Source organism: Proteus hauseri (assembly GCF_004116975.1).
Taxonomy (GTDB): domain Bacteria; phylum Pseudomonadota; class Gammaproteobacteria; order Enterobacterales; family Enterobacteriaceae; genus Proteus; species Proteus hauseri.
The window spans coordinates 1,235,248-1,257,328 of the sequence record NZ_CP026364.1; the positions used below are offsets into that span (position 1 = coordinate 1,235,248).

Below are 22,081 nucleotides of genomic sequence, written 5' to 3' on the forward strand. Positions count from 1 at the left end.
CGCTCAAATAACTACCGTTTCGGCCGTAGAGAGAATAACTTTAACAATAAGTGTAAATACCTACATTTAAATATTAAATTTTTGAATCAGTTCAAAATTTTTAATCATCAAGACTATTAATTAATGTTTGTGAGCTTAAGACTAAAATCTTCGCATTTTCATCACGAGTCTTTAATAACGCCATAAAAATAAGATCTGTAATTGTATTTTGTGCAGTACGTGAAGAGATGGATGCACTTCGCCACTCGCCTTCATCCGCAATTGTTTCTAATATATAATCGGCTAGTCGTCCTAAAGGTGAATGCTTTTCACCTGTGATTGCAATAATTTTAGCCCCTTGTTTTTTGGCGACAGTTGCAGCAACAAGCATATCTTTTCTCTTTCCTGAATAAGAAATGACTATCTGCAAATCCTTAGGGCTTAACATCTGAGCAACAGAAATCTGCACATGGTGGTCTGTTTCAATTAATGTCGTAATACCTATCTTTTGTAGCTTATAGCTTAAATCTCGCGCAACCAATCCTGAGCCACCGATCCCTATAATTTGCACTCTTGCAGCTTCATCAATAAGTTGGATCACTTTTTCAAAATGGAGGTAATTAATTTGGCGAGTGGTATCACTAATAGAATTATTTTTCTCTTGTGCCAGTTTTTGAGCGATAACGACTAAGCTATCATCTGCACCAATCTGATTATGTAATAGGTTTGAAGTTGTTCCTAAGCTGGCATTTTTACGGCCTAAATCTTCACTAATAGCCAGTTTTAATGACGGAAAACCTTTAAACCCTATTTTTTGGCTAAATTTTACAATAGCGGATTGACTAACGCCCATAATCTCAGCTAATTGTTGTGATGAAAGTGTGACCGTTTTTTCGGGGTTTGCTAGAATGTAATCAGCTATTTTACGTTGATTTGTAGCCATCCCTGGTTTAATCCACGCAATCTTCGTTAATGTTGGCATAATGACAATATCCACTCAGAGTACTATATAGTTATAATGGTCTAATTTTTGATAACGAATTTATCGCCTTCAATAATTAAGTTTTTGGAATAAAATCAATTAAAAACAAGAAGAACTATTTTATTAAGTATTACGAAAGCAATAACCTTATGAATAAAATTATTTTTATAATAATGATGTTTTATAGCTATTTTCTACTCATGCCATTCTATTGAATAGATATACTTTTGGAAAGCATTTGTTCTTTACCAAATAAATAATTTATTCCTTTAAGTCAATGAGGTGATATAACTTAGTTCATTCACACTTAATAAAATTAATTTAAAATATAATGCATTAATAGATAAGGTTTCTTATCCTAAAACATAAGAAACAAAAATACCTTAATTACAACCAATTAAATGGAATAAATAATTCCTTTACATGACATTTTATTCATAAAAATTTAGGAATAACATTAAAAAAATAGAATATTGAGTTTTTGACTATTAATGTACAGCATTAATAATCACTATTAACTTACATTAATTACCAATACAGTGAGGATAATTAGCATAAGAAATAAATTTATACTAAATATTATACTAACTGTATCATAGATTAACAGAATTATTGATAATATAAACAATCCTTTTTAATGGTGATATTCGCTATTTTTAATAGAAAAAATAAAATAACCTATTACTTAAACCTAAAAAAATATTATTTTATTTAGGGCTGGAGCGCACTACTCTTTTATTTCTTCTTATTAGCTAATAAATTTATTCAAACCATATTAATGGAACACAGGCAGCGGTTAATAGCCCCATAGTGATATTAAAAATAAACCAGGAGTGCCGGCTTTGTAAAAATAAGCTAATAAGCGTCCCACCCAGGATCCACGCGATACCTGCGACTAAATTAACAATCACCATAACCACACTAATCACACCGATTGAACTAAAATAGGCATCGCCAAAGAGACTAAAACTACCTACAGCACCTAATCCCATCATCCATGCTTTAGGATTAAGAAATTGCAATAATCCACCCTGAAACCAACTAACACTTTGTGCCATTTGTGCTGGTATATCAAGACGTTGATAATTAGAGGTTGCTGTTTTCCAAGCTAACCAGAGCAGATAGACACTACCAACCAACTTTAATCCTATATGCAAAGCCGGATAAATAATCAATAATGCAGCGATACCAAATGCAGAACTAAACAAAACGCACTGCATTCCGAGTATAATACCTGCCATCAATTTTAATGAGCCTTTAAATCCCACATGTGCGCCAGAAGATGTTAACAATAAATTGTTGGGCCCTGGTGTTATAGCGGCGATAAACAGAAAAATACTTAAAGAAAAAACGAGGCTGGTTGTCATGATAAAGCTCAAAGATGTGACAGATGTTTTATTTTCATCGAAAATAGCAGTATGTTATTTAGCAAACAAGTGTTAATTCATTTTGATAAACAAAAATATGTCTCAATACTTTAATCCCATGCGCTGGGCTAAAAATCCGCATTTACAAACACTTTTGCCACGAATAGTGCGCAGAACTCCACTTTTAACACCTCACTGGCAACGTCTTAATTTGCCTGACAATGACTTTGTCGATTTGGCGTGGAGTGAAGATCCAACTCAGGCACAACAAAAACCACGTTTGGTTATTTTTCATGGCCTAGAAGGTAGCTTTAATAGCCCTTATGTTCATGGCATGTTAGCTGCAGCAAAAGCACGTGGTTGGCTGGGCGTTGTGATGCACTTTAGAGGATGCAGCGGTGAACCTAATAGACAAAGAAGAATTTATCATTCTGGTGAAACAGAAGATGCGCGGTATTTTCTCAATTGGCTAAAAACAGAGTTTGGTGAACAACCCACTGCCGCTGTAGGTTATTCTCTTGGTGGCAATATGTTAGCGTATTATCTAGCTGAGAGTGGAGAAAGCGCAGTGCTTGATGCTGCTGTAATAGTTTCAGCGCCCTTAATGTTAGAACCTTGCTCCACGAAAATTGAACACGGTTTTTCACGTTTTTATCAATGGTATTTGCTTAAAGAGTTAAAACGTAATGCCACACGAAAATTGATTCGCTATCCACAATCATTACCGATTAGCTTATTAAGCATTAAGTCGATTAAAAAGTTACGTCAATTTGATGATCTTATAACATCAAAAATTCATGGTTTTAAGGATGCGTTAGATTACTATCGCCAATGCAGTGCATTACCTTTATTAAATCAGATAAAGAAAACAACGCTGATTATCCATGCGAAAGACGATCCCTTTATGTCTTCTGATGTCATCCCAGATGTCGCTTCGTTGCCTAATAATATTGAGTATCAATTAACTGAATTTGGTGGGCATGTGGGCTTTGTCAGTGGCAAATTATCAAAACCAGTCATGTGGCTTGAAAGCCGGATCCCTGATTGGCTAACAACCTATTTGGAGAAGTCGAAGTGATCATTCCTTGGAAAGAGCTTTCAGCGGATACACTAGATAGTTTAATTGAAAGTTTTGTTTTACGTGAAGGGACTGATTATGGTATCCAAGAGAAGACGCTCGAACAAAAAGTTGCGGATGTAAAGAAACAACTTTCATCTGGTGAAGCAGTATTAGTCTGGTCAGAGTTGCATGAAAGCGTCAATATTATGCCTGCATCACAGTTTCGCCCTGATTAATTAAGCTCAGTTGACGGCATGGCATCTACCCGCAAGGGACCGGCTCCCCTTGCTTTGATAAAGGAGCAACGTTTTTATGTCTATCAAACACCCTATTATTGCCGTCACCGGTTCTAGCGGCGCTGGAACCACCACTACAAGCCAAGCTTTCCGTAAAATATTCCAACAAATTAATGCGAATGCGGCATTAATTGAGGGAGATAGTTTTCATCGCTACACTCGCCCTGAAATGGATATGGCCATTAGAAAAGCCAAAGAACAAGGTCGGCACATTAGTTATTTTGGTCCAGAAGCAAATGATTTTAACCTACTAAGTTCGACATTGCACAATTACGGCAAAGCAGGCCAAGGCGAGTGTCGTAAATACCTTCACTCTTATGACGAAGCAACGCCTTACAATCAGCTACCAGGTACTTTCACACCTTGGGAACCATTACCTGAAAAAACAGATGTACTTTTCTATGAAGGGTTACATGGTGGCGTTGTCACACAAGAGCACAATGTTGCACAACATGTCGATTTACTGGTGGGTGTTGTCCCGATAGTCAATCTTGAGTGGATACAAAAATTGACTCGTGACACAACAGAACGAGGCCATTCTCAAGAAGCCGTAAAAGATTCGGTCGTTCGCTCAATGGATGACTATATTAATTATATTATTCCTCAATTTTCTCGTACCCATATTAACTTTCAGCGTGTGCCTACTGTTGATACCTCAAATCCATTTTCAGCCAAAGCAATTCCGACTTTAGATGAAAGCTTTATTGTGATCCGCTTTCGTGGCCTTACCGATATTGACTTTCCTTATCTGCTGGCTATGTTACATGGTTCGTTTATGTCAACAATAAATACGATAGTTGTTCCTGGTGGAAAATTAGGTTTAGCAATGGAATTAATTATGGCGCCATTAGTCAGTAAATTATTAAATGGTGAAAAAATTAGTTAAATAGACTTATTTCTATTTAGTAAAAAAATAATATCCCATCGGTAAAAGGGATATTATTTTATTAGTTAAAAACTATTTTAAAATATCAAATTTATTCAGAGTCTTTTATTTCAAATGAATGAGTAATAGTTGCCGCTTTACCCAACATTAAAGAAACCGAACAATATTTTTCTGCCGATAATTGAACAGCTCGTTCAACAATTTTATCCGTAAGCTCTTTACCAGAAACAATAAAATGTAAATTGATATCGGTAAATAAACGAGGCGCTTCTTCACGACGATTAGAAGTTAATTTTACTTCACAATCAGTCACTTGGTGACGGCCTTTACGTAAAATACTCACGACATCTATCGCACTACATCCACCAGCTGCAATTAATAGCATTTCCATTGGACTTGGCGCTTTATCGCCAGAATTACCATCCATCATGATTTGATGGCCTGAAGAAGACTCCCCTAGAAAAGATAAATCCTCAACCCATTTAACCCGTGCTTCCATTTATTTATCCTCAATAAGACAGAAACTAAAAGAGTACATTCTCATAATTCAACTGGCAATTAGCAAATAGGTTTATTATGCTGACTGCGTAAAACGAGACTTAATGCGTTAACTGTGCTAAAAACAATATCTGCTTGATGATAGTGGTTAAGATCAATGCATTATTTTCTCATTTATTATAATCTATTCCATATTAACTTTCCGTGTTCTCAGGAAGTTAATCGGTAAAGATAGGATTTTTAAGCATGCTGTCTCAAAAGGGAACCTATCCGTTTTGAAAGGCTGCATTTAACGTACAGAGGATAACGCGAATGGTTCTCGGCAAGCCGCAAACAGACCCGACTCTTGAATGGTTTTTGTCTCACTGCCATATTCACAAATATCCATCCAAGAGCACGCTGATCCACCAAGGTGAGAAAGCGGAAACACTTTATTATATTGTTAAAGGTTCCGTAGCTGTTCTTATTAAAGATGAAGAAGGAAAAGAAATGATCCTCTCCTACCTAAATCAGGGGGATTTCATCGGTGAACTTGGATTATTTGAAGAAGATCAAGAACGTAGTGCATGGGTTAGAGCAAAAACAGCCTGTGAAGTAGCAGAAATTTCCTATAAAAAATTCCGCCAATTAATTCAGGTTAATCCTGATATTCTTATGCGTCTTTCTGCCCAAATGGCGAATAGACTGCAAACAACATCAGAAAAAGTAGGTAACCTTGCTTTCCTTGATGTAACAGGACGTATTGCACAAACCTTACTTAACTTAGCAAAACAACCTGATGCAATGACCCACCCTGATGGCATGCAAATTAAAATTACACGTCAGGAAATTGGTCAGATTGTAGGTTGTTCACGCGAAACGGTAGGCCGTATTTTAAAAATGCTGGAAGATCAAAATCTGATCTCTGCACACGGTAAAACTATCGTCGTTTACGGCACCCGCTAAGTTTAGTCACCTAGAACAAATAATAGCCCATTTCCAAAATGGGCTATTAAAAATGATTTCTGCATAAAACCCCATCATGATTTGATGGGGTTTTTTAGTTGGAAAGAGGCATTAATTTATTTTAACAAATTCGGCAACTGCAACTTTTAATGCCGCCATTCCTTCTTGTAACTCTTCTTGAGTAATAATTAATGACGGTGTAAACCGCATTACATCAGGACCTGCATTTAACATCATTAATCCATGTTGCGCAGCAAGCCCTAATAGCACTTTCGCCTTACCTGCATATTTGGGCGCTAATTCAGCGCCAATTAACAAACCCTGACCTCGAATTTGTGTAAATACAGAGTAGCTTTGGTTGATTGCAGTTAATTCGTCAACAATCCATTGATAACGCATTTGCACACCATCAAGCAATGCGGGTGTATTAATTAAATCAAATGCTACATTACCAACTGCACATGCTAATGGATTACCGCCATATGTTGTACCATGAGTCCCTACACCCATTACAGAAGCAATCTCTTGCGTTGTCAGCATCGCACTTAATGGAAAACCACTGCCTAATGCTTTTGCTGTCGTGATGATATCTGGCATAACATCATAGTTCATATAGGCAAATAGCTTGCCTGTACGCCCCATACCCGTTTGTACTTCATCAAGCACTAATAACGCTTGGTGTTTGTCACACAGCTCTCGAAGTCCTCTCATAAATTCAGCTGTTGCTGGTGTAACCCCGCCTTCACCTTGAACGGGTTCTAGCACAACGGCACATGTATGATCATCCATTACCGCTTTCACCGCTTCTAGGTCATTAAAAGGCACATGAACAATATCGGCAGGTTTAGGACCAAAACCATCCGCATATTTAGGTTGCCCACCAACTGAAACCGTAAATAACGTTCGCCCATGAAAAGCATGATGAAAGGCAATAATTTTGGTTTTATAAGGACTATGACGCGTTATTGCATAATGACGAGCCAGTTTAAATGCAGCTTCATTCGCTTCTGCACCGGAATTCGCAAAAAAAACACGTTCAGCAAAAGTGTTATCGATTAATTTTTGCGCCAAACACAATGCGGGTTCATTAGTAAAAACATTACTGACATGCCAAAGCTGCTCACTTTGTTCTTTAAGTGCTTGATTGAGTGCTGGGTGACAGTGCCCTAATGCTAATACGGCAATCCCACCAGCAAAATCGATATAAGATTTGCCTTGTTGATCCCAAACACGGCTTCCTTTGCCTTTAACTGGAATAAACTCTGCGGGTGAATAGATTGGCAACATTACTTGATCGTAAGTTGCCCGGTTGATGCTTTGCGTTGTCATTACCCCACCTGATCGATATTTATTTCTAATGTGAAAATATAATCACTAAATATGAATAAAAAATCAAATCTGGTTGAGGGTAAAAATGCGTTATTTAGGTAAAATAATTCTATCTATTTAATATTTAAGGAAATTATTTAATAATTCATGTCCTTGTTCACTAAGAATACTTTCTGGATGAAATTGCACACCTTCTATCGGTAGTGTCCGATGTCGTATCCCCATGATTTCATCAACATTTCCATCATGTTGACTCCAGGCAGTGACTTCAAATGGTACTGGTAATGTAGCTGCATCAATCACCAAAGAGTGATAACGAGTCACATTTAAAGGTCGGTTAAGTCCCTTAAATACGCCTTGTTGGTTGTGATGGATAAGTGAGTTTTTACCATGCATCACTTCACGTGCTCTTATTACTGATGCACCAAAAGCTTGTCCAATAGCTTGATGTCCTAAACAAACCCCAAGGATCGGGATTTCACCGGCAAATCGCTGTATAGCCTCAAGAGAGATCCCTGCTTCATCTGGAGTACAAGGTCCTGGGGAGATAACAAGATGTGCTGGCATCATCTTTTCTATCTCTTTAAGCCCAATCTCATCATTACGTTTAACAACAACCTCAGCACCCAATTCACAAAAATATTGATAGAGGTTGTAAGTAAACGAGTCGTAATTATCAATAAGTAACAGCATATTAGCCTATCCGACTGATTTTTTTATCATTTTATATTTTATTGCTATTTTGAAACCGTTGTATCCCTGCCAAAATAGCTCGTTGTTTAACCGACGTGGGTACAACAAAGCCGATTATCATAGCACAGGTATAAAAAATGAATAGTAAGCAAGAAAACCTGCTGATTTATTGCGCAATAACAATAATGGCGGTAATTAATGATGAATAGAGTTGTTAATAACGTAATGAGTACTTATGACAGATGAACACATAAATAAAACGGTGGTAAAAAATATTTTTTTTGTAGTAAAAATCCCGGAATGAAACACGTTCATTCCGGTTGATTAGTATTTTAGCTTATTAGGATAAGTAAGGATCCTATCCTAATAACGCGTTATTTTTTGATGACTTCAGCAGAGAGGATCGTCACTGTTTTAACGGGTACATTCTGATAAGGACCAATATTACGAGTTTGAACTTGCGAAATCTTATTCACAACATCCATACCATCGACAACTTTACCAAACACAGCATAACCAAAATCACGTTGACCATGATCTAAGAAAGCATTATCAGCAACATTAATAAAAAATTGGCTCGTTGCGCTGTCTTTATCTGAAGTACGTGCCATCGCAATAGTACCTCTTACATTGCGTAACCCATTATCGGCTTCATTTTTAATTGGTTCACGAGCTTGTTTTTGTTGCAAATCAGCAGTAAAACCACCGCCTTGAACCATAAAACCAGGAATGACGCGATGAAAAGTTGTACCGTTATAATATCCATCCTCAACATACTGAATAAAATTTTTCGTTGTGTTAGGTGCTTTTTTATTATCCAGTGAAAGTTCGATATTACCTTCAGATGTGACTAATTTAACGAAGGTCTCTCCCGTTGCCATTGCAAAAGGCGCTGTTGTTAAAGTGCAAGCGGTAACGAAGGTGACAAGAAAACGTTTTAACATGCAGGGATCCTTTACTTTAATAGTCTACAACTTACTTAATATGCAGCGATTCTAATTCGCTGAGGTAAATAGTGCTAATCATTTACCTTTATTTACGCTTAATTAACGAGTTTTGTTTACAACAGTGGAAATTTTAATTTTTAATCACTGTCATAACCGCCTAAATTGCGCCAAAATAGAGCAAGTAGATATTATAGATATTCATTCTCAATGCAGAGCCAATGTGAGTATGCATGAGATGCAGCATTATTTCAGAGAGGCTAATACCATAATGACCCAATTTAACTACCAAAAAGCACATTTCATTATTAGTGCACCTGATATCAGTCATTTGCCGCCAGATACAGGAATTGAAATTGCCTTTGCGGGTCGTTCCAATGCAGGAAAATCCAGCGCATTAAATGCACTAACCCAGCAAAATGGCCTTGCTCGTACCAGTAAAACCCCTGGTCGAACACAATTAATTAACCTTTTTCAAATTGAAGAAGGTTTACGTCTCGTTGACTTACCAGGTTATGGTTATGCTCAAGTCCCAGAAGAGATGAAACGTAAATGGCAGCGTTCTTTAGGTGAATACCTACAAAAAAGAGAATGTTTAAAAGGTGTCGTGATCTTAATGGATATCCGTCATCCATTAAAAGATTTAGATATGCAGATGATTGATTGGGCAGTTGAATCTGAACTACCCACACTCGTTCTACTTACTAAGGCTGATAAACTCGCTTCTGGCGCACGTAAAAAGCAGTTAATGGATGTTCGCAATGAACTTTCAAATAAATCAGGAGATATTCGCGTTGAATATTTTTCTTCCTTGAAGAAAATTGGTATTGATAAACTTCGTGACACTCTAAATGGCTGGTATTCCGGTACTTCTGAAGTAGAAGCAACAGAAGATAACGCTTAGACACCACTGCCTACCAATCAAGTACAAACTTGTCTTAATCATGGGGGAGATTTCTTTTCCCCATCAATTTTTCTCTTTTAGTGAATTTTAGGCAAAAAAATGCCCCAGTCGAAATAAAAGTCGACTGGGGCAGCTAATATTCAGCTAAATCCGATTACGTGAAGTAAAAGGTCTGAAAGATAGAACATCTTACCTCTGTACCCTACGAGAGATAATGTACTCCATTTTATTGGTTAATAAAAGCCCTTTTGTAATTTTTTTTCACGTGCCGATACGATTCAGCTTGCGTTTATGTATTCAAAACGCAAATTAATGTAGCTTAATTACATATTTATGAGACTTTAATCACTTAGAAGAATGTGATTAAAAATAGAACAAATCACACAAATGATGCGGTTTCTCCTTGCTAATTTTGTGATAGTCTTATCGCGAGACCGTAGTAAATTTGTAAATTAGCGATAAAAATGAGGTATCCATGGCTGTATTAACGCTACTGCGTTTTCCAGATGAGCGTCTGCGCAGAGTCGCTATGCCGGTGGAAAAAGTAGATGACGAAATACGCGCATTAATCGATGACATGATTGAAACCATGTACGCAGAAAGAGGTATCGGATTAGCCGCACCTCAGATTAATGTATCTAAACGCATTGTTGTTATTGATGTTTCTGAAAACCGAGATCAACCTATAGCCTTAATCAATCCGGTCATTATTAGTACTGAAGATGAAGTAATGGATATGATGGATGGTTGTCTCTCTATTCCTGAGTCTTTTGCACCTACAGAGCGTTTTCGCTTTCTGAAGGTCAAAGCATGGGATAGAAATGGCGATGATATTGAGCTTGAGGCCGCAGATCTATTTGCAGGCTGTATTCAACATGAGCTCGATCATTTAGATGGTAAGCTATTTATTGACCATTTATCTCCGTTGAAACGTCAACGCATTGAGAAAAAACAGAAGAAACTGAGCAAAATGACTGATACTCAAGTTGCTTAATTATTCACTTATGTATTTTTCATATTTTGAAAAATACTGACACAAAAGCTCAGTTGTTATTTTAATGATTGAGCTTTTTTTATTTAAATATCCCCTTCTTTTTCCCCTCGTTAAACAGACAATACCTCACAGACTTTACTACTAATTTCGATAAAATAACGACCTCAATAATAAACACATCACCGAGATTAAAATGGAAAAAAAACAATTTACGCAATTATGCGAACAACTCAAAGCTGCAGGAGCTATCCATCCTAAATCTTGGGCGAACAGTGAGTTACAAGAAAACATTCCTCAATTTGCTCGTTTTCTTGTTTTAAAAGGCCTTACTGATATTTATCGCGACATAGAAGGAAATATTTCTGAAATAGATACCTACTCGGATAATGCAAAAAATATCTATAACAAACTCACAGCTCAAATCGATACAAAAGAACTCAACGAATTTCTGCATATTTATGGCAAATCTATCATTGGAATGGTGATTGATATGTTAGATGAAGGTTATCTCTATGGCGTAAATGAAAAAGTCGGCTGGACTTTAATGGAATTGGATGAACATGGCACAACAACTGATAGGCTTATCCAAGGATTACATGAAGATTTTCTTGAATTTGAGGAGTTAGAGCTTGAAACACAACTTAAAGATTAAAAAAAAGGCGCTATCAATAGCGCCCTTTCTTTATTTTAAAATAAAAATTTAGTGTGCTTCATCCCAGTTATTACCAATACCCACTTCTACTTTTAACGCAATGGCCAGTTCCATACTCGTTTCCATTAATTGGTGGATCATTGCATTGGCGGTATCTAAATAAGATTCGCGGACTTCAAACACTAATTCATCGTGCACTTGCATAATCATATGCACATCGTCAGGGCATTCATTGCAAATCCAATTATCAACCACAATCATCGCTTTTTTGATGATGTCTGCTGCAGTTCCCTGCATTGGTGCATTGATTGCTTCACGTTCTGATGCTTTACGACGAATAGCATTTTTTGAGTTAATCTCGGGTAGATATAAACGGCGTCCATCAAGAGTTTCAACATAACCCTGCGCTGATGCTTGCTGGCGAGTTCGCTCCATATAATCCAACACACCAGGATAACGCTCAAAGTAGAGATCCATATAACGCTGAGCTTCTCTTCTCTCTACACCAATTTGCTGAGACAAACCAAAGGCACTCATACCATAAATTAAACCAAAGTTAATGGCTTTAGCGCTACGACGTTGCTCAGAAGTCACCTCATCTAATGGAATACCAAATACTTCCGACGCTGTGGCACGATGGATATCTTTACCTTGAGCAAAGGCATCTAACAAACCTTTATCTTGAGATAAATGCGCCATAATACGCAATTCAATTTGTGAATAGTCGGCAGCCACAATTTTAAAACCATCACGAGCAATAAAGGCTTGGCGAATACGACGACCTTCTTCGTTTCTAACTGGGATATTTTGCAAATTAGGGTCACGAGAAGAGAGTCGCCCGGTTGCTGTCACCGCCTGATGATAAGAAGTATGAACACGTTTAGTTTTGCCATTAACCATTAGTGGCAACTTATCGGTATAAGTTGACTTTAATTTAGCTAATCCACGATGCTCTAGAATTAAACGAGGTAATGCATGGCTATGCGCTAACTCTTCTAATACTTCTTCATTGGTTGAAGGTGCACCCTTTGGTGTTTTCTTAATGACAGGTAATGCTAATTTATCGAATAGGATTTCCTGCAACTGTTTTGGTGAAGAGAGGTTAAATTCTTGACCCGCTAATTCAAATGTCTCTTTTTCAATTTCAGCTAATCGTTGTGTAATTTCTTGAGATTGCACAGCGAGAACTTGTGCATCAATAAGTACACCTGTACGTTCCATTCTGGAAAGTACAGGGACTAATGGCATCTCAATATCTCTGTAAACGTGTTTAAGCGATGGAATAGCTTCCACTTGAGGATATAATGCCTGATGCAGTAATAATGTAATATCAGCGTCTTCAGCGGCATATAGCGTAGCTTGTTCAACTTCAATCTGATTAAACGTCAGTTGTCCTTTGCCTTTACCTGCTATTTCTTCAAAAGTAGTCGTTTTATGGTTTAGATGTTTGTCAGCCAAGGTATCCATATCATGGCGACTACTTACGCTATTAAGCACATAAGATTCCAGCATAGTATCAAAATGAATACCCTTTAATTCAATGCCTTCATTTTCCATAATACCGCGATCAAACTTTAGATTTTGTCCAATCTTTAAGATTGACTCATCTTCTAAAATAGGTTTTAACGCAGCGAGAACGTCATCAACGGGTAATTGTTCAGGAGCATCAAGATACTCATGACGTAATGGAATATAAGCCGCTTTACCTACTTCGACCGCAAATGACATACCAATTAAGCGAGCATCGATATTATTTAAACTATCTGTTTCAGTATCAAATGCAAAAGCTGGTGCTTTTTTTAGGATTTCAACCCAACGCATCAGATTTTCATGCGTTAATATTGCCTCATAATTTTCTTGTGTAATAACAGGAAAATCGGTTGATACTCGTTTTTCTTTAGCTTCTGCAATATTAGTAGTATAAGGCACTGCTGCTTTACGGCTACTACGCTGTGCTAACCATCCACCATTGTGTAAATCACTAATCCAACGCTTAAACTCATAACGTGTGAACATTTCCAGTAATTTATCTAAATTAGGCTCATTAACAGTAAGGTCGTCAAAGGTTTTATCCAGCTCGACATCTGTTTTTATGGTCGCAAGTTTGTAAGAGAGCATGGCGATCTCTTCATGATCTGCCATTTTTGCACCCAGTGTTTTTGCACCACGAAAACCTAATGTTGCGATAGTATCTAGTTGCTGATAAATCTGATTTAAACTGCCAATACCTTGTAAAAGACCTAATGCTGTTTTTTCACCAACCCCCGGAACACCAGGGATGTTATCTGAAGAATCACCCATTAAGGCAAGAAAATCGATAATAAGCTCAGGTGGGACACCATATTTTTCTTTTACTTCATCAGGACCAAGAATGACGTTAGTCATTGTATTTATCAAAGTGACATTTGGCGTAACTAACTGCGCCATATCTTTATCACCCGTGCTGATTAATACATTTTTACCTTCTGCGGCTGCTTTTAATGCTAGCGTGCCAATAACATCATCAGCCTCAACACCTGTGATAGATAACAGTGGCAAACCCATTGCCTGCACCATTTCATGCAAAGGCTCTATTTGTTCGCGTAAATCATCAGGCATTGGTGGACGATTAGACTTATATTCCTCATACAACTCATCACGGAATGTTTTGCCTTTAGCATCAAACACAACCGCTACATGGCTCGGTTTATACTGTATTATCAGACTGCGCAACATGTTAAGCACACCATACATAGCACCGGTCGGCTCTCCTTTGCTATTTGTTAGCGGAGGAAAAGCATGGTAAGCACGGTAAAGGTATGAGGAGCCGTCTACAAGGATAAAGGGGTTTTCTGCTATCTGGACCATAATCTGTTCATCATTGTTTTGAGGTTCATTAATATGACTAGAATGCCACAATGCAGTCCAATAGACGAATATTACCTGTTTTTAAAATTAGGCATCGTACATAAATAAAGCAATATATTTCTTTATCTACGCTTATCCGTATTCCATCATCTATTATTTATAAGTTGTCATTATAAGGTTGATAATTCTATATTAAATAAAATCGACTAAAATAAAAAATCACCCTAATAGACTTATTTTAGAGTGATTAAAAAAATATTTTAATTTTTTATTGCCTTAATAATTTTTATTAATTTGTTATTAACTCTATCAAACTTTATTTTTTAATAAATAATAGAAATAACATTAAATAATAGCAGTCAAACATGCAATTGCACCAAAAATAATACCCGGTGCATTCGCAATAGCAACAGGATATTCTTTACTCTTCACACCATAGAATGTCCAAAGAGAACAGTTAATCGCGGCAACAAAAGGCTGAAATGGACTTGTTTTAATCCCATTAAGATTATCAACTATTTGTGGGATATAAGAAACATACATACCACACGCGGTTACTGTTGCTATCCAGCTAACTAAAGTAATAGTATTGATTTCTGTTATACCGGCAACTTTGGCTGATAATACTTTAAATAATCCAGCTATTTGATTATTTAAAGCACTAATAAACGTGTTCGCAGTACTATTCGTTGTTCTGTTTATTAAAGTAAGATTTTCTGTATCAGTATCGGTTTGCATTAAGCCTCCGTTTTTCGGTAGCCTGTGATTTCCTCCACTTAAATTATTTTTATTATTGGCTACATATTTTTTAATTTATATAGAGTAATACTTCTACTCTTCTAATCGGCTAAATATCATTGCTACAATTTTTATTGCGATAAATGCCTTTAGCTTTATTGTTTTAACACAATTAAAATAAACCTGTCAAATTACCGATTAATTTCTATCTCTCTTTTAATAGAAAGGTATTTCTTCCGATTTCACACTACTATTACATTTATAAACCTAATCATTTAAATAATTTAATTTTACATTTTAATAACTCATTTTTTATTTTTGGTGATATGCTAATGCATTAATCTGAAAAGAGTTTTTTCTTTTTTGTTTTTTATGTCTCTTTTAAAAAACACCCAATGGATAAATACGCAATCCCAGTATAAGAAAAATATGCCTTCACATTAACGTCACATTTTATTCATCTTTTTCCGTTTCTGTTTTCACTAAGACACAACAACCTGTGGATAACTCTGTGAATAGATTTGTAACTCTAGCTATATTAATAAGTTAGCCTTATTTTCATTTCATTAACATAATTAAAAAATCAATGAGTTAGCTAAATTTTTTAAAAACTATAAATTAATAAGTTAAAAGGTAGATAATGTGGATAGTTATATTATGACAAGAATATGAACTCAAAAAAAATAGCGCTCAATGTACATGAACGCTATTTTTATATATTACATCTAAACAATTATACGTAGTATTTATTAAAACTTCCGCTATATCTTATTTTTTTATCAGTAGCTGATTAACAATATCAGAGTATGCTTTAGCATATTCTTCAGGTGACTTAGCATTAATGCCATCATTTTTCATTTTATATTTTCCATCAATGATCATAGCTGGCACACCATTGATTTGAAAATCAGCCACTGCATTTTGTTGTTGGCTTACTAATGAATTTACGACAAAACTGTTGATTGCAGCATCATAATCTTCTGCTTTCACACCTGCATTGATGAATGTATTACGGATATCATCAACAGAACGAATAGATTGAGTTTCCTGAATACCTTTAAATAATGCTGGAGAAACTTGATCTTCAACACCTAATGCAATTGCCACAGCCCAAGCACGTGTCATATCTTTACCTAGAGGCCCAAGAAAATCAACGTGATAGCGAACCATTTTGGTATTTTCTGGCACATTACTTTCAACAGTACTGTTTACTTTATAAACTTCAGAAAACTGATAGCAGTGGGGGCAATAAAAAGAGAAAAACTCAACGACTTCAGGTGCACCGGCCACTGGTTTTGAAAGATTTGTATATTGCTTTCCTTCAGAAATATTAGCAGCAGAAACACTAAATGCTAACACCATACTTGCTAACGCTAGCCAAATTTTCTTCATTTCTAATCGTCTCCTAAAAATTAATACATTGGGCGAAGTTGTAACGGAGGTTCATTTAATTGCTCCACTTGCCCCTGAAATAATACGAGTTGTTTAAGCCAAAAATCGGGTTCTTGAAACCAAACAAAAGCTCTTGGAAAAGCAGGATCACTCCAGCGTTTCAGTACCCACGCAAGGTAATGCACCATTCTCATAGCTCTTAATGGCTCAATTAATGACAGCTCTTTTAAATCAAAATCCTGATATTCACTATAAGACTCAAGCAGTGTATCTAACTGTATGACCTGATCTTGCTTGGAGCCATTTAATAACATCCAAAAATCTTGTATTGCTGTTCCCATACGGGAATCATCAAAATCAACCATTACAACTTCATCACGCCACAATATATTTCCTGGATGACAATCCCCGTGTAAGCGTAATATTTTCCACTCTGGGTTCTCTATTTTAGGCCTGACCAAATGAATAAGTTTATCAATAACCTCAACAAACTGAGGTTTTAGACTATTTGGTACTAAATGGCTTTTCTCAAAATCTAATTTTGGCACTTCCAGATATTCTGCAATAGAAATTGTTGGACGATACTGATAACTATTTTTTTTACCAATTTTATGAATGCGTCCAAGTGTTCGTCCCACTTCTTCTAACTGAAAAAGATTATCGGTTTCATAAGCTCGTCCACCAATACTAGGGAATAACGTAAAATAGAAACCATCATCAGAAATATGTACTGTTTCACCATTAATAATTAAAGGTGCGGCCACAGAAACTTGAGCTTCTTTTAGTGCCAAAACAAACTCATGTTCTTCTTTTATTTGTTGATAAGACCATCGTTGTGGGCGATAAAATTTAACCACATAACGTTGTCGTTGCTCATCCATAAATTGAAAAACACGATTTTCATAGCTATTTAGTTCGGTCAGCCCTGATTCAGGATAAAAACCAATCTTAATTAGTGCATCCCAAATGTTATCAGGTGAAAGTCCCTGAAAATTAAATGAGGCAGACATTTCCATGTTCTATCCTGAGGTTAATCTTTAATGACACCACGAGCACGTAAAATGGCAGTTTTGAAATCTTCTTCGTAGTCTTTTTTCAATCCTGGAATAACATCAGTTGCTGCTGTTCCACGCATTTTTAGATGATAAATTAAAATATCATCTGTCAGATCAGATAATTGACCTTGATAACCCGCTTCATCTGCTAATTTCTGCAATAATTGAACTAGATTTAAATCTGAGTTTTCTTCCCAAACAGGGTGCAGTAATTCCATAACCTCATTAAGACGGTGACATTTCATACAAAAAATCCTTATTATTAAAAACAACAACAAAGTATCAAGTATTATCCGATAGAAAAAGAAAACCTCTGTCAATCTGCGTAAATATTACGCTTTTTTAAGCAAAATTGCTGTTGCTTTACATGAAATACCAATAAGTAAGTGCTTTTTATTACTATATCGTTTTTACTTGATAAATATCGTTCGGAATTTTTAGCTGATTCATTCACAAATATTGAATATGAAAAATAAGAATATTACTGGTGGCATACTTGCTGGTGGCCAAGCAACCCGAATGGGTGGTGTTGATAAAGGGCTACAGATCCTACACGGAAAGCCTCTGTATTGGCATATTGCACAGAAACTCTCAACACAAGTTGAAACTATCTTAATTAGTGCAAATCGAAATATTGATTTGTATCGCCAAAGCCATTATCCCGTTATTACCGATGAGACAACCGAATTTGCGGGTCCTTTAGCCGGAATGCTCGCTTTATTAAAACAGGCTGAAACGCAGTGGGTTGTGTTTGTTCCTTGTGATGTTCCTTACTTCCCATCAAATTTAGTTGAAACATTATATACTCAAAAAGGAGAAGCATTAGCGACATATGTTGATGATGGAGAACGTGAACATCCCACTCTCGCATTATTAAATCGTCGTATTATTCCTACTCTTGAAGCTTATTTAGCTCAAGGTGATCGCAAACTTATGCTGTTTATGAAACAAATAAATGCACGCCCTATTTTATTTGCTAATCAGGCAAATGCTTTTGTGAATTTAAATACCTCAGACGATATTAAAAAAGCCAATAAATTAAAACAACAGGAGCTATAACTGTGGCACATCTACCTCTTTTAGGCATTACCGCATGGAGTGGTACAGGCAAAACAACATTACTAAAAAAGCTTATTCCTGAATTACGTAAAAGAGAAATACGTGTTGGTATGATAAAACATACTCACCATGATATGGATGTTGATAAACCGGGGAAAGATAGCTATGAACTTCGTAAAGCTGGTGCTGACCAGACTTTAGTCGCCAGCCAACAACGATGGGCATTAATGACAGAAACACCAGATCTGCCTGAATTAGATTTATATTACCTTGCTTCACGTTTTGATACTAATAAGTTGGATTTAATCTTAGTTGAAGGCTTTAAAGGTGAAACGATCCCAAAAATTGCCCTCTATCGTCATATTAACGAGCGTGATCTTAATGATTTACTGGATGAACATGTTATTGCTGTTGCGAGTGACCACAGTTTAGATATCAATTTCCCATTACTGGATATCAATAACCCAGAGATTATTGCAGAATTTATTGCCAATTGGCTCAAGCAATTAAATTAGTACTCCATACAACTTAAGGCTACTTAAGAAGAAAAACTCAGTACTCAAAAGCACTGAGTTTTAAAATCATTAAGAAAAAATAATCGCTTGATAAGGCTGTAGAAGTAAAGCACCTGTTTCATCTTTCACTATAGGGCTATTACACAAATAAACTTGCGTTGCACTTACTGATAATGATTCTATTTGATTCGCAAAATTACAGAAAATACTTACTGACTTACCTTTATAGGTACGCTTAAAAGCAATCACATTTTCAGGCGAAATTAACGGCGAAAATTCACCATAAATTAAAATATCACTAATATCTGAATGACGTCTTAATGCTATAATTTGTTGATAATATTTAAATAAAGAAGTATTTTCTGCGACTTCTTGCTCTGCATTAATCTCCACATAATTAGGATTTACTTTTAACCAAGGTTTCCCCGTAGTGAATCCGCCATTGGGTTTATTATTCCATTGAAAAGGTGTCCGTGAATTATCTCGGCTACGAGCATTAAAATAACGAATTATTTGCTCATCGCTATATCCTAATTTTTTACCCCATTCATGCAATTTGAATACGTGTAAATCATCGTGTTCTTCAAGCTTCATAGGGCAATTTGTCATACCTATTTCTTGTCCCTGATAAATAAAAGGCGTTCCTCTTTGAGTTAATAAAAATGTTGCTAACATTTTTGCACTAATAAGGTTTACTCCTCCTTCAGGTAGAAATTTATTTAATGAGCGAGGCTGATCATGATTTTCAAGATAAGGAGCCCCCCAACCAACACGCTGGGTATCTAATTGGCTCTTAATAAAAATAGGTTTTAATCTTTCGCCTGTAATTGGATTTATTGTAAATGGCTTCTCATTGCGAATATCTAAATCGGCAATACTGAAATCAAATACCATTGAAAAATAACCATTTTCACCAACATAAGCGCGTAAATCCTTTTCTGGTACATCAATTTCTGCGACGGTCATGCTATTTGCTGGCTTAAATGTTTTTTCTGTTAACTCAGTTAAAAACTTATCAATGCCCGGCTGATTTAATACCCACGGTACTAAAGACGCTGAACCATCATCTTTATCTGGTTCAAATTGATATTCAGACAATGCTTCTGGGGATTTCTTTAAATTACCTATCGCATCAATACGAAATCCAGCAACACCTTTTTTAATCCAAAGATTAATCATATCAATAATATCTTGGCGTAATTGCGGATTTTCCCAATTTAAATCAGGTTGCTCAGGTCCAAAAGAATTAAAGTACCAACGATTAGTATTAGGAACTCGACTCCACACTGAGCAATCAAAATAGGTGCGTAAATTATTTGGTGGTGTTGGTTTATCCCACTGTTTAAAAATATAGTAATCTGCATAAGGACTATTAGGATCATTCAAAGCCGCTTTAAACCAGGGATGTTCATCAGAAGAGTGATTTAAAACCAGATCTAGTAATATTTTTATCTCACGCTTATTTGCTTCACTAATAAGTCTGTCTAATGCCTTATTATCACCAAAAATAGGATCTACAACGGAATAATCAGCAATATCATAGCCATTGTCTTTCATAGGAGATTTAAAGATGGGACATAACCAAATAACATTCGTACCTAATGACTGAATGTAATCTAGTTTCTCAGTGATCCCAGCTAAATCTCCGATACCATCACCATTACTATCATAATAGCTCTTAGGATAAATTTGATAGACAACCGCTTCCTTCCACCAAGCACTAGACATATGCACCTCACAGAAATAATAAATTAATTGTGGAACTGTTCCATATATTTACTATAAGCACTAAAATTTGAGATAAGCGAATAAACATATAAAAATGTGAAATAGCTCATATTAAAAAAACACAATTACCTCAGTAACTGTGCTTTTAACATAATCACATTGAGATATATTAAGAGTTCAACTTACTTAGAGGAACAACTGGATATTCAATGGCCGGGATCCGAGATGTCGCAAAAAGAGCAAATGTCGCCGCAAGCACTGTTTCAAGAGCGCTAAATAACAGTGGTTACGTTTCACAAGCCGCACGAGAAAAAATAAGGAAAGCCGTAGAAGAATTAGATTATATTCCTGATACGTGGCTAAGAAACTTATACCAACAGAAAAGCGCTGTAGTTGGCGTAATTATTAATAGCCTTGAATACCCTTATTTTGCGACAGTAACGCGTTTCATTGAACAAAAACTCGCTGAAAATGGCTATAGCATGATGTTGTGTGCAACTCAAAATAGCAAAGTACGTGAGCGTATTTTCTTTGATATGCTAAAACGAGGTCAGATTGACGGTATTATTGCAGAGTATCTGGTACTTGATGATAAAGAGTATCAACATATCCAAAAGCCTGTCGTTACATTAGATAGACACCTTGTTGACATTCCTCTGGTCTGTTCCGATCACTCAACTGGCGGCAAATTAGCAGCAGAACATCTGATTGAAAAACAGTGTAAAAAAATCCTTTATATTGAAGATAATTCTAGCTATCTTGCCTCTACGCCATCTTATAAAAGCTGCTTAGCATTTAAAGAAACACTAAATAATGCGGGTATTACGCCTATCCCTTGCAGAGTCAATTGGAAAGAAGAAGAAAAAGATTATTTCCATACTTTTGCAAAAAAAACACTTACACTCCATCCTGATGTAGATGCCATTTTTGCTGCAGATATTCCTGCTATCGCGCTGTTCAATGAAGCATTAAGACGAAATATTACAATTCCAGAACAATTGAAAATTGTTGCTTATGATGGCAGCCCTTGGTTAAAACAAACTCTTAATACACTAACCTGTATTGAACAACCTTTTGAACAATTAGCACAAAAAAGTGTAGATATCATTACTTCTCTTATTGAAAACAAAATAATCACAGAAAAAGTGACCGTATTACCGATTCAATTTATTCAAGGTGAAAGTAGTTAAAACATCTATTATGAACTCAATTATTCCT

At 36.1% G+C, this 22,081-nt stretch carries 23 protein-coding genes; 10 read left to right on the forward strand and 13 right to left on the reverse strand.

All coding sequences use genetic code 11. The features are described from left to right. Window positions 1-100: 100 nt before the first annotated feature. Together PH4a_RS05620 and PH4a_RS05625 are read right to left on the reverse strand one after the other, a co-directional pair. Window positions 101-961 carry an SIS domain-containing protein gene (locus tag PH4a_RS05620; RefSeq protein ID WP_129038399.1) on the reverse strand — a complete coding sequence of 287 codons (861 nt, stop codon included), beginning with the start codon at window positions 959-961 and terminating at the stop codon, window positions 101-103. 761 nt (window positions 962-1,722) lie between these two features. Further along, a complete protein-coding gene (locus PH4a_RS05625; protein WP_129038401.1) occupies window positions 1,723-2,328 on the reverse strand; it encodes a LysE family translocator in 606 nt (201 codons plus the stop codon). Window positions 2,329-2,425: 97 nt separating this feature from the next. Here PH4a_RS05625 and PH4a_RS05630 point away from each other — a divergent pair, with 97 nt between their 5' ends. The 3 genes from PH4a_RS05630 (at window position 2,426) to PH4a_RS05640 (ending at window position 4,570) form a co-directional block, all read left to right on the forward strand. After that, window positions 2,426-3,406 carry a hydrolase gene (locus tag PH4a_RS05630; protein WP_129038403.1) on the forward strand — a complete coding sequence of 327 codons (981 nt, stop codon included), beginning with the start codon at window positions 2,426-2,428 and terminating at the stop codon, window positions 3,404-3,406. Next, entirely contained in the window at window positions 3,403-3,624 is a 222-nt protein-coding gene (locus tag PH4a_RS05635; protein WP_064718118.1) for a YheU family protein, read from the forward strand. Before PH4a_RS05630 ends, PH4a_RS05635 begins: the two co-directional genes overlap by 4 nt. A 76-nt stretch (window positions 3,625-3,700) precedes the next feature. Further along, complete coding sequence (locus PH4a_RS05640) at window positions 3,701-4,570, forward strand: phosphoribulokinase (RefSeq protein ID WP_129038405.1); 870 nt, start codon at window positions 3,701-3,703, stop codon at window positions 4,568-4,570. 91 nt (window positions 4,571-4,661) lie between these two features. Here PH4a_RS05640 and PH4a_RS05645 read toward each other — a convergent pair whose 3' ends face one another. Continuing rightward, a complete protein-coding gene (locus PH4a_RS05645; RefSeq protein ID WP_129038407.1) occupies window positions 4,662-5,069 on the reverse strand; it encodes an OsmC family protein in 408 nt (135 codons plus the stop codon). A gap of 311 nt (window positions 5,070-5,380) precedes the next feature. Here PH4a_RS05645 and crp point away from each other — a divergent pair, with 311 nt between their 5' ends. Beyond that, window positions 5,381-6,013: a cAMP-activated global transcriptional regulator CRP gene (crp, locus tag PH4a_RS05650; RefSeq protein ID WP_004246872.1), complete on the forward strand. Its 633-nt coding sequence runs from the start codon at window positions 5,381-5,383 to the stop codon at window positions 6,011-6,013. 111 nt (window positions 6,014-6,124) lie between these two features. Here crp and argD read toward each other — a convergent pair whose 3' ends face one another. From argD to ppiA, 3 genes are all read right to left on the reverse strand, one after another. After that, the gene (gene argD, locus PH4a_RS05655; RefSeq protein WP_129038409.1) at window positions 6,125-7,342 is read right to left on the reverse strand and encodes a bifunctional acetylornithine/succinyldiaminopimelate transaminase; all 1,218 of its coding nucleotides are present in this window, start codon (window positions 7,340-7,342) and stop codon (window positions 6,125-6,127) included. Window positions 7,343-7,459: 117 nt separating this feature from the next. Continuing rightward, complete coding sequence (locus PH4a_RS05660) at window positions 7,460-8,035, reverse strand: aminodeoxychorismate synthase component II (RefSeq protein ID WP_023583284.1); 576 nt, start codon at window positions 8,033-8,035, stop codon at window positions 7,460-7,462. Between the two features lie 374 nt (window positions 8,036-8,409). Continuing rightward, window positions 8,410-8,979: a peptidylprolyl isomerase A gene (gene ppiA / locus PH4a_RS05665; RefSeq protein WP_064718122.1), complete on the reverse strand. Its 570-nt coding sequence runs from the start codon at window positions 8,977-8,979 to the stop codon at window positions 8,410-8,412. A 271-nt stretch (window positions 8,980-9,250) separates the two neighbouring features. Between ppiA and yihA the strand changes: the two genes are divergently transcribed. Next, the gene (gene yihA, locus PH4a_RS05670; protein WP_064718123.1) at window positions 9,251-9,883 is read left to right on the forward strand and encodes a ribosome biogenesis GTP-binding protein YihA/YsxC; all 633 of its coding nucleotides are present in this window, start codon (window positions 9,251-9,253) and stop codon (window positions 9,881-9,883) included. Window positions 9,884-10,023: 140 nt separating this feature from the next. Here yihA and spfP read toward each other — a convergent pair whose 3' ends face one another. After that, a complete protein-coding gene (gene spfP, locus PH4a_RS18525) occupies window positions 10,024-10,071 on the reverse strand; it encodes a small protein SpfP (protein ID WP_438361642.1) in 48 nt (15 codons plus the stop codon). Window positions 10,072-10,358: 287 nt separating this feature from the next. On the opposite strand from spfP, the gene def reads away from it, so the two are divergent. Further along, a complete protein-coding gene (gene def / locus PH4a_RS05675) occupies window positions 10,359-10,877 on the forward strand; it encodes a peptide deformylase (RefSeq protein ID WP_129038411.1) in 519 nt (172 codons plus the stop codon). 193 nt (window positions 10,878-11,070) lie between these two features. Continuing rightward, window positions 11,071-11,529, forward strand: a complete 459-nt coding sequence (locus tag PH4a_RS05680; protein ID WP_129038414.1) for a hypothetical protein — start codon at window positions 11,071-11,073, stop codon at window positions 11,527-11,529. A gap of 48 nt (window positions 11,530-11,577) precedes the next feature. Here the strand turns inward: PH4a_RS05680 and polA are convergent, their stop codons facing one another. The 5 genes from polA to PH4a_RS05705 form a co-directional block, all read right to left on the reverse strand. Then, on the reverse strand, window positions 11,578-14,376 hold the full coding sequence (polA, locus tag PH4a_RS05685) for a DNA polymerase I (RefSeq protein WP_129038417.1): 2,799 nt from the start codon (window positions 14,374-14,376) through the stop codon (window positions 11,578-11,580). 345 nt (window positions 14,377-14,721) lie between these two features. After that, entirely contained in the window at window positions 14,722-15,114 is a 393-nt protein-coding gene (locus tag PH4a_RS05690) for a SemiSWEET family transporter (RefSeq protein WP_129038420.1), read from the reverse strand. Between the two features lie 768 nt (window positions 15,115-15,882). After that, window positions 15,883-16,506, reverse strand: a complete 624-nt coding sequence (gene dsbA, locus PH4a_RS05695; RefSeq protein ID WP_064718128.1) for a thiol:disulfide interchange protein DsbA — start codon at window positions 16,504-16,506, stop codon at window positions 15,883-15,885. Window positions 16,507-16,526: 20 nt separating this feature from the next. Further along, window positions 16,527-17,522, reverse strand: coding sequence for a serine/threonine protein kinase (locus PH4a_RS05700; protein ID WP_129038421.1), 996 nt, complete (start codon window positions 17,520-17,522; stop codon window positions 16,527-16,529). A 14-nt stretch (window positions 17,523-17,536) separates the two neighbouring features. Next, window positions 17,537-17,806, reverse strand: coding sequence for a YihD family protein (locus PH4a_RS05705; protein WP_129038423.1), 270 nt, complete (start codon window positions 17,804-17,806; stop codon window positions 17,537-17,539). A gap of 220 nt (window positions 17,807-18,026) precedes the next feature. On the opposite strand from PH4a_RS05705, the gene mobA reads away from it, so the two are divergent. Then, window positions 18,027-18,620, forward strand: a complete 594-nt coding sequence (mobA, locus tag PH4a_RS05710; RefSeq protein WP_129038425.1) for a molybdenum cofactor guanylyltransferase MobA — start codon at window positions 18,027-18,029, stop codon at window positions 18,618-18,620. Further along, window positions 18,617-19,135, forward strand: a complete 519-nt coding sequence (gene mobB, locus PH4a_RS05715; protein WP_129038427.1) for a molybdopterin-guanine dinucleotide biosynthesis protein MobB — start codon at window positions 18,617-18,619, stop codon at window positions 19,133-19,135. Before mobA ends, mobB begins: the two co-directional genes overlap by 4 nt. A 69-nt stretch (window positions 19,136-19,204) precedes the next feature. On the opposite strand, the gene PH4a_RS05720 is transcribed toward mobB, so the two are convergent. Continuing rightward, window positions 19,205-20,863 carry an alpha-glucosidase gene (locus PH4a_RS05720; RefSeq protein ID WP_129038430.1) on the reverse strand — a complete coding sequence of 553 codons (1,659 nt, stop codon included), beginning with the start codon at window positions 20,861-20,863 and terminating at the stop codon, window positions 19,205-19,207. A gap of 209 nt (window positions 20,864-21,072) precedes the next feature. Here PH4a_RS05720 and PH4a_RS05725 point away from each other — a divergent pair, with 209 nt between their 5' ends. Then, the gene (locus tag PH4a_RS05725; RefSeq protein ID WP_129038432.1) at window positions 21,073-22,053 is read left to right on the forward strand and encodes a LacI family DNA-binding transcriptional regulator; all 981 of its coding nucleotides are present in this window, start codon (window positions 21,073-21,075) and stop codon (window positions 22,051-22,053) included. Window positions 22,054-22,081 lie beyond the last annotated feature (28 nt).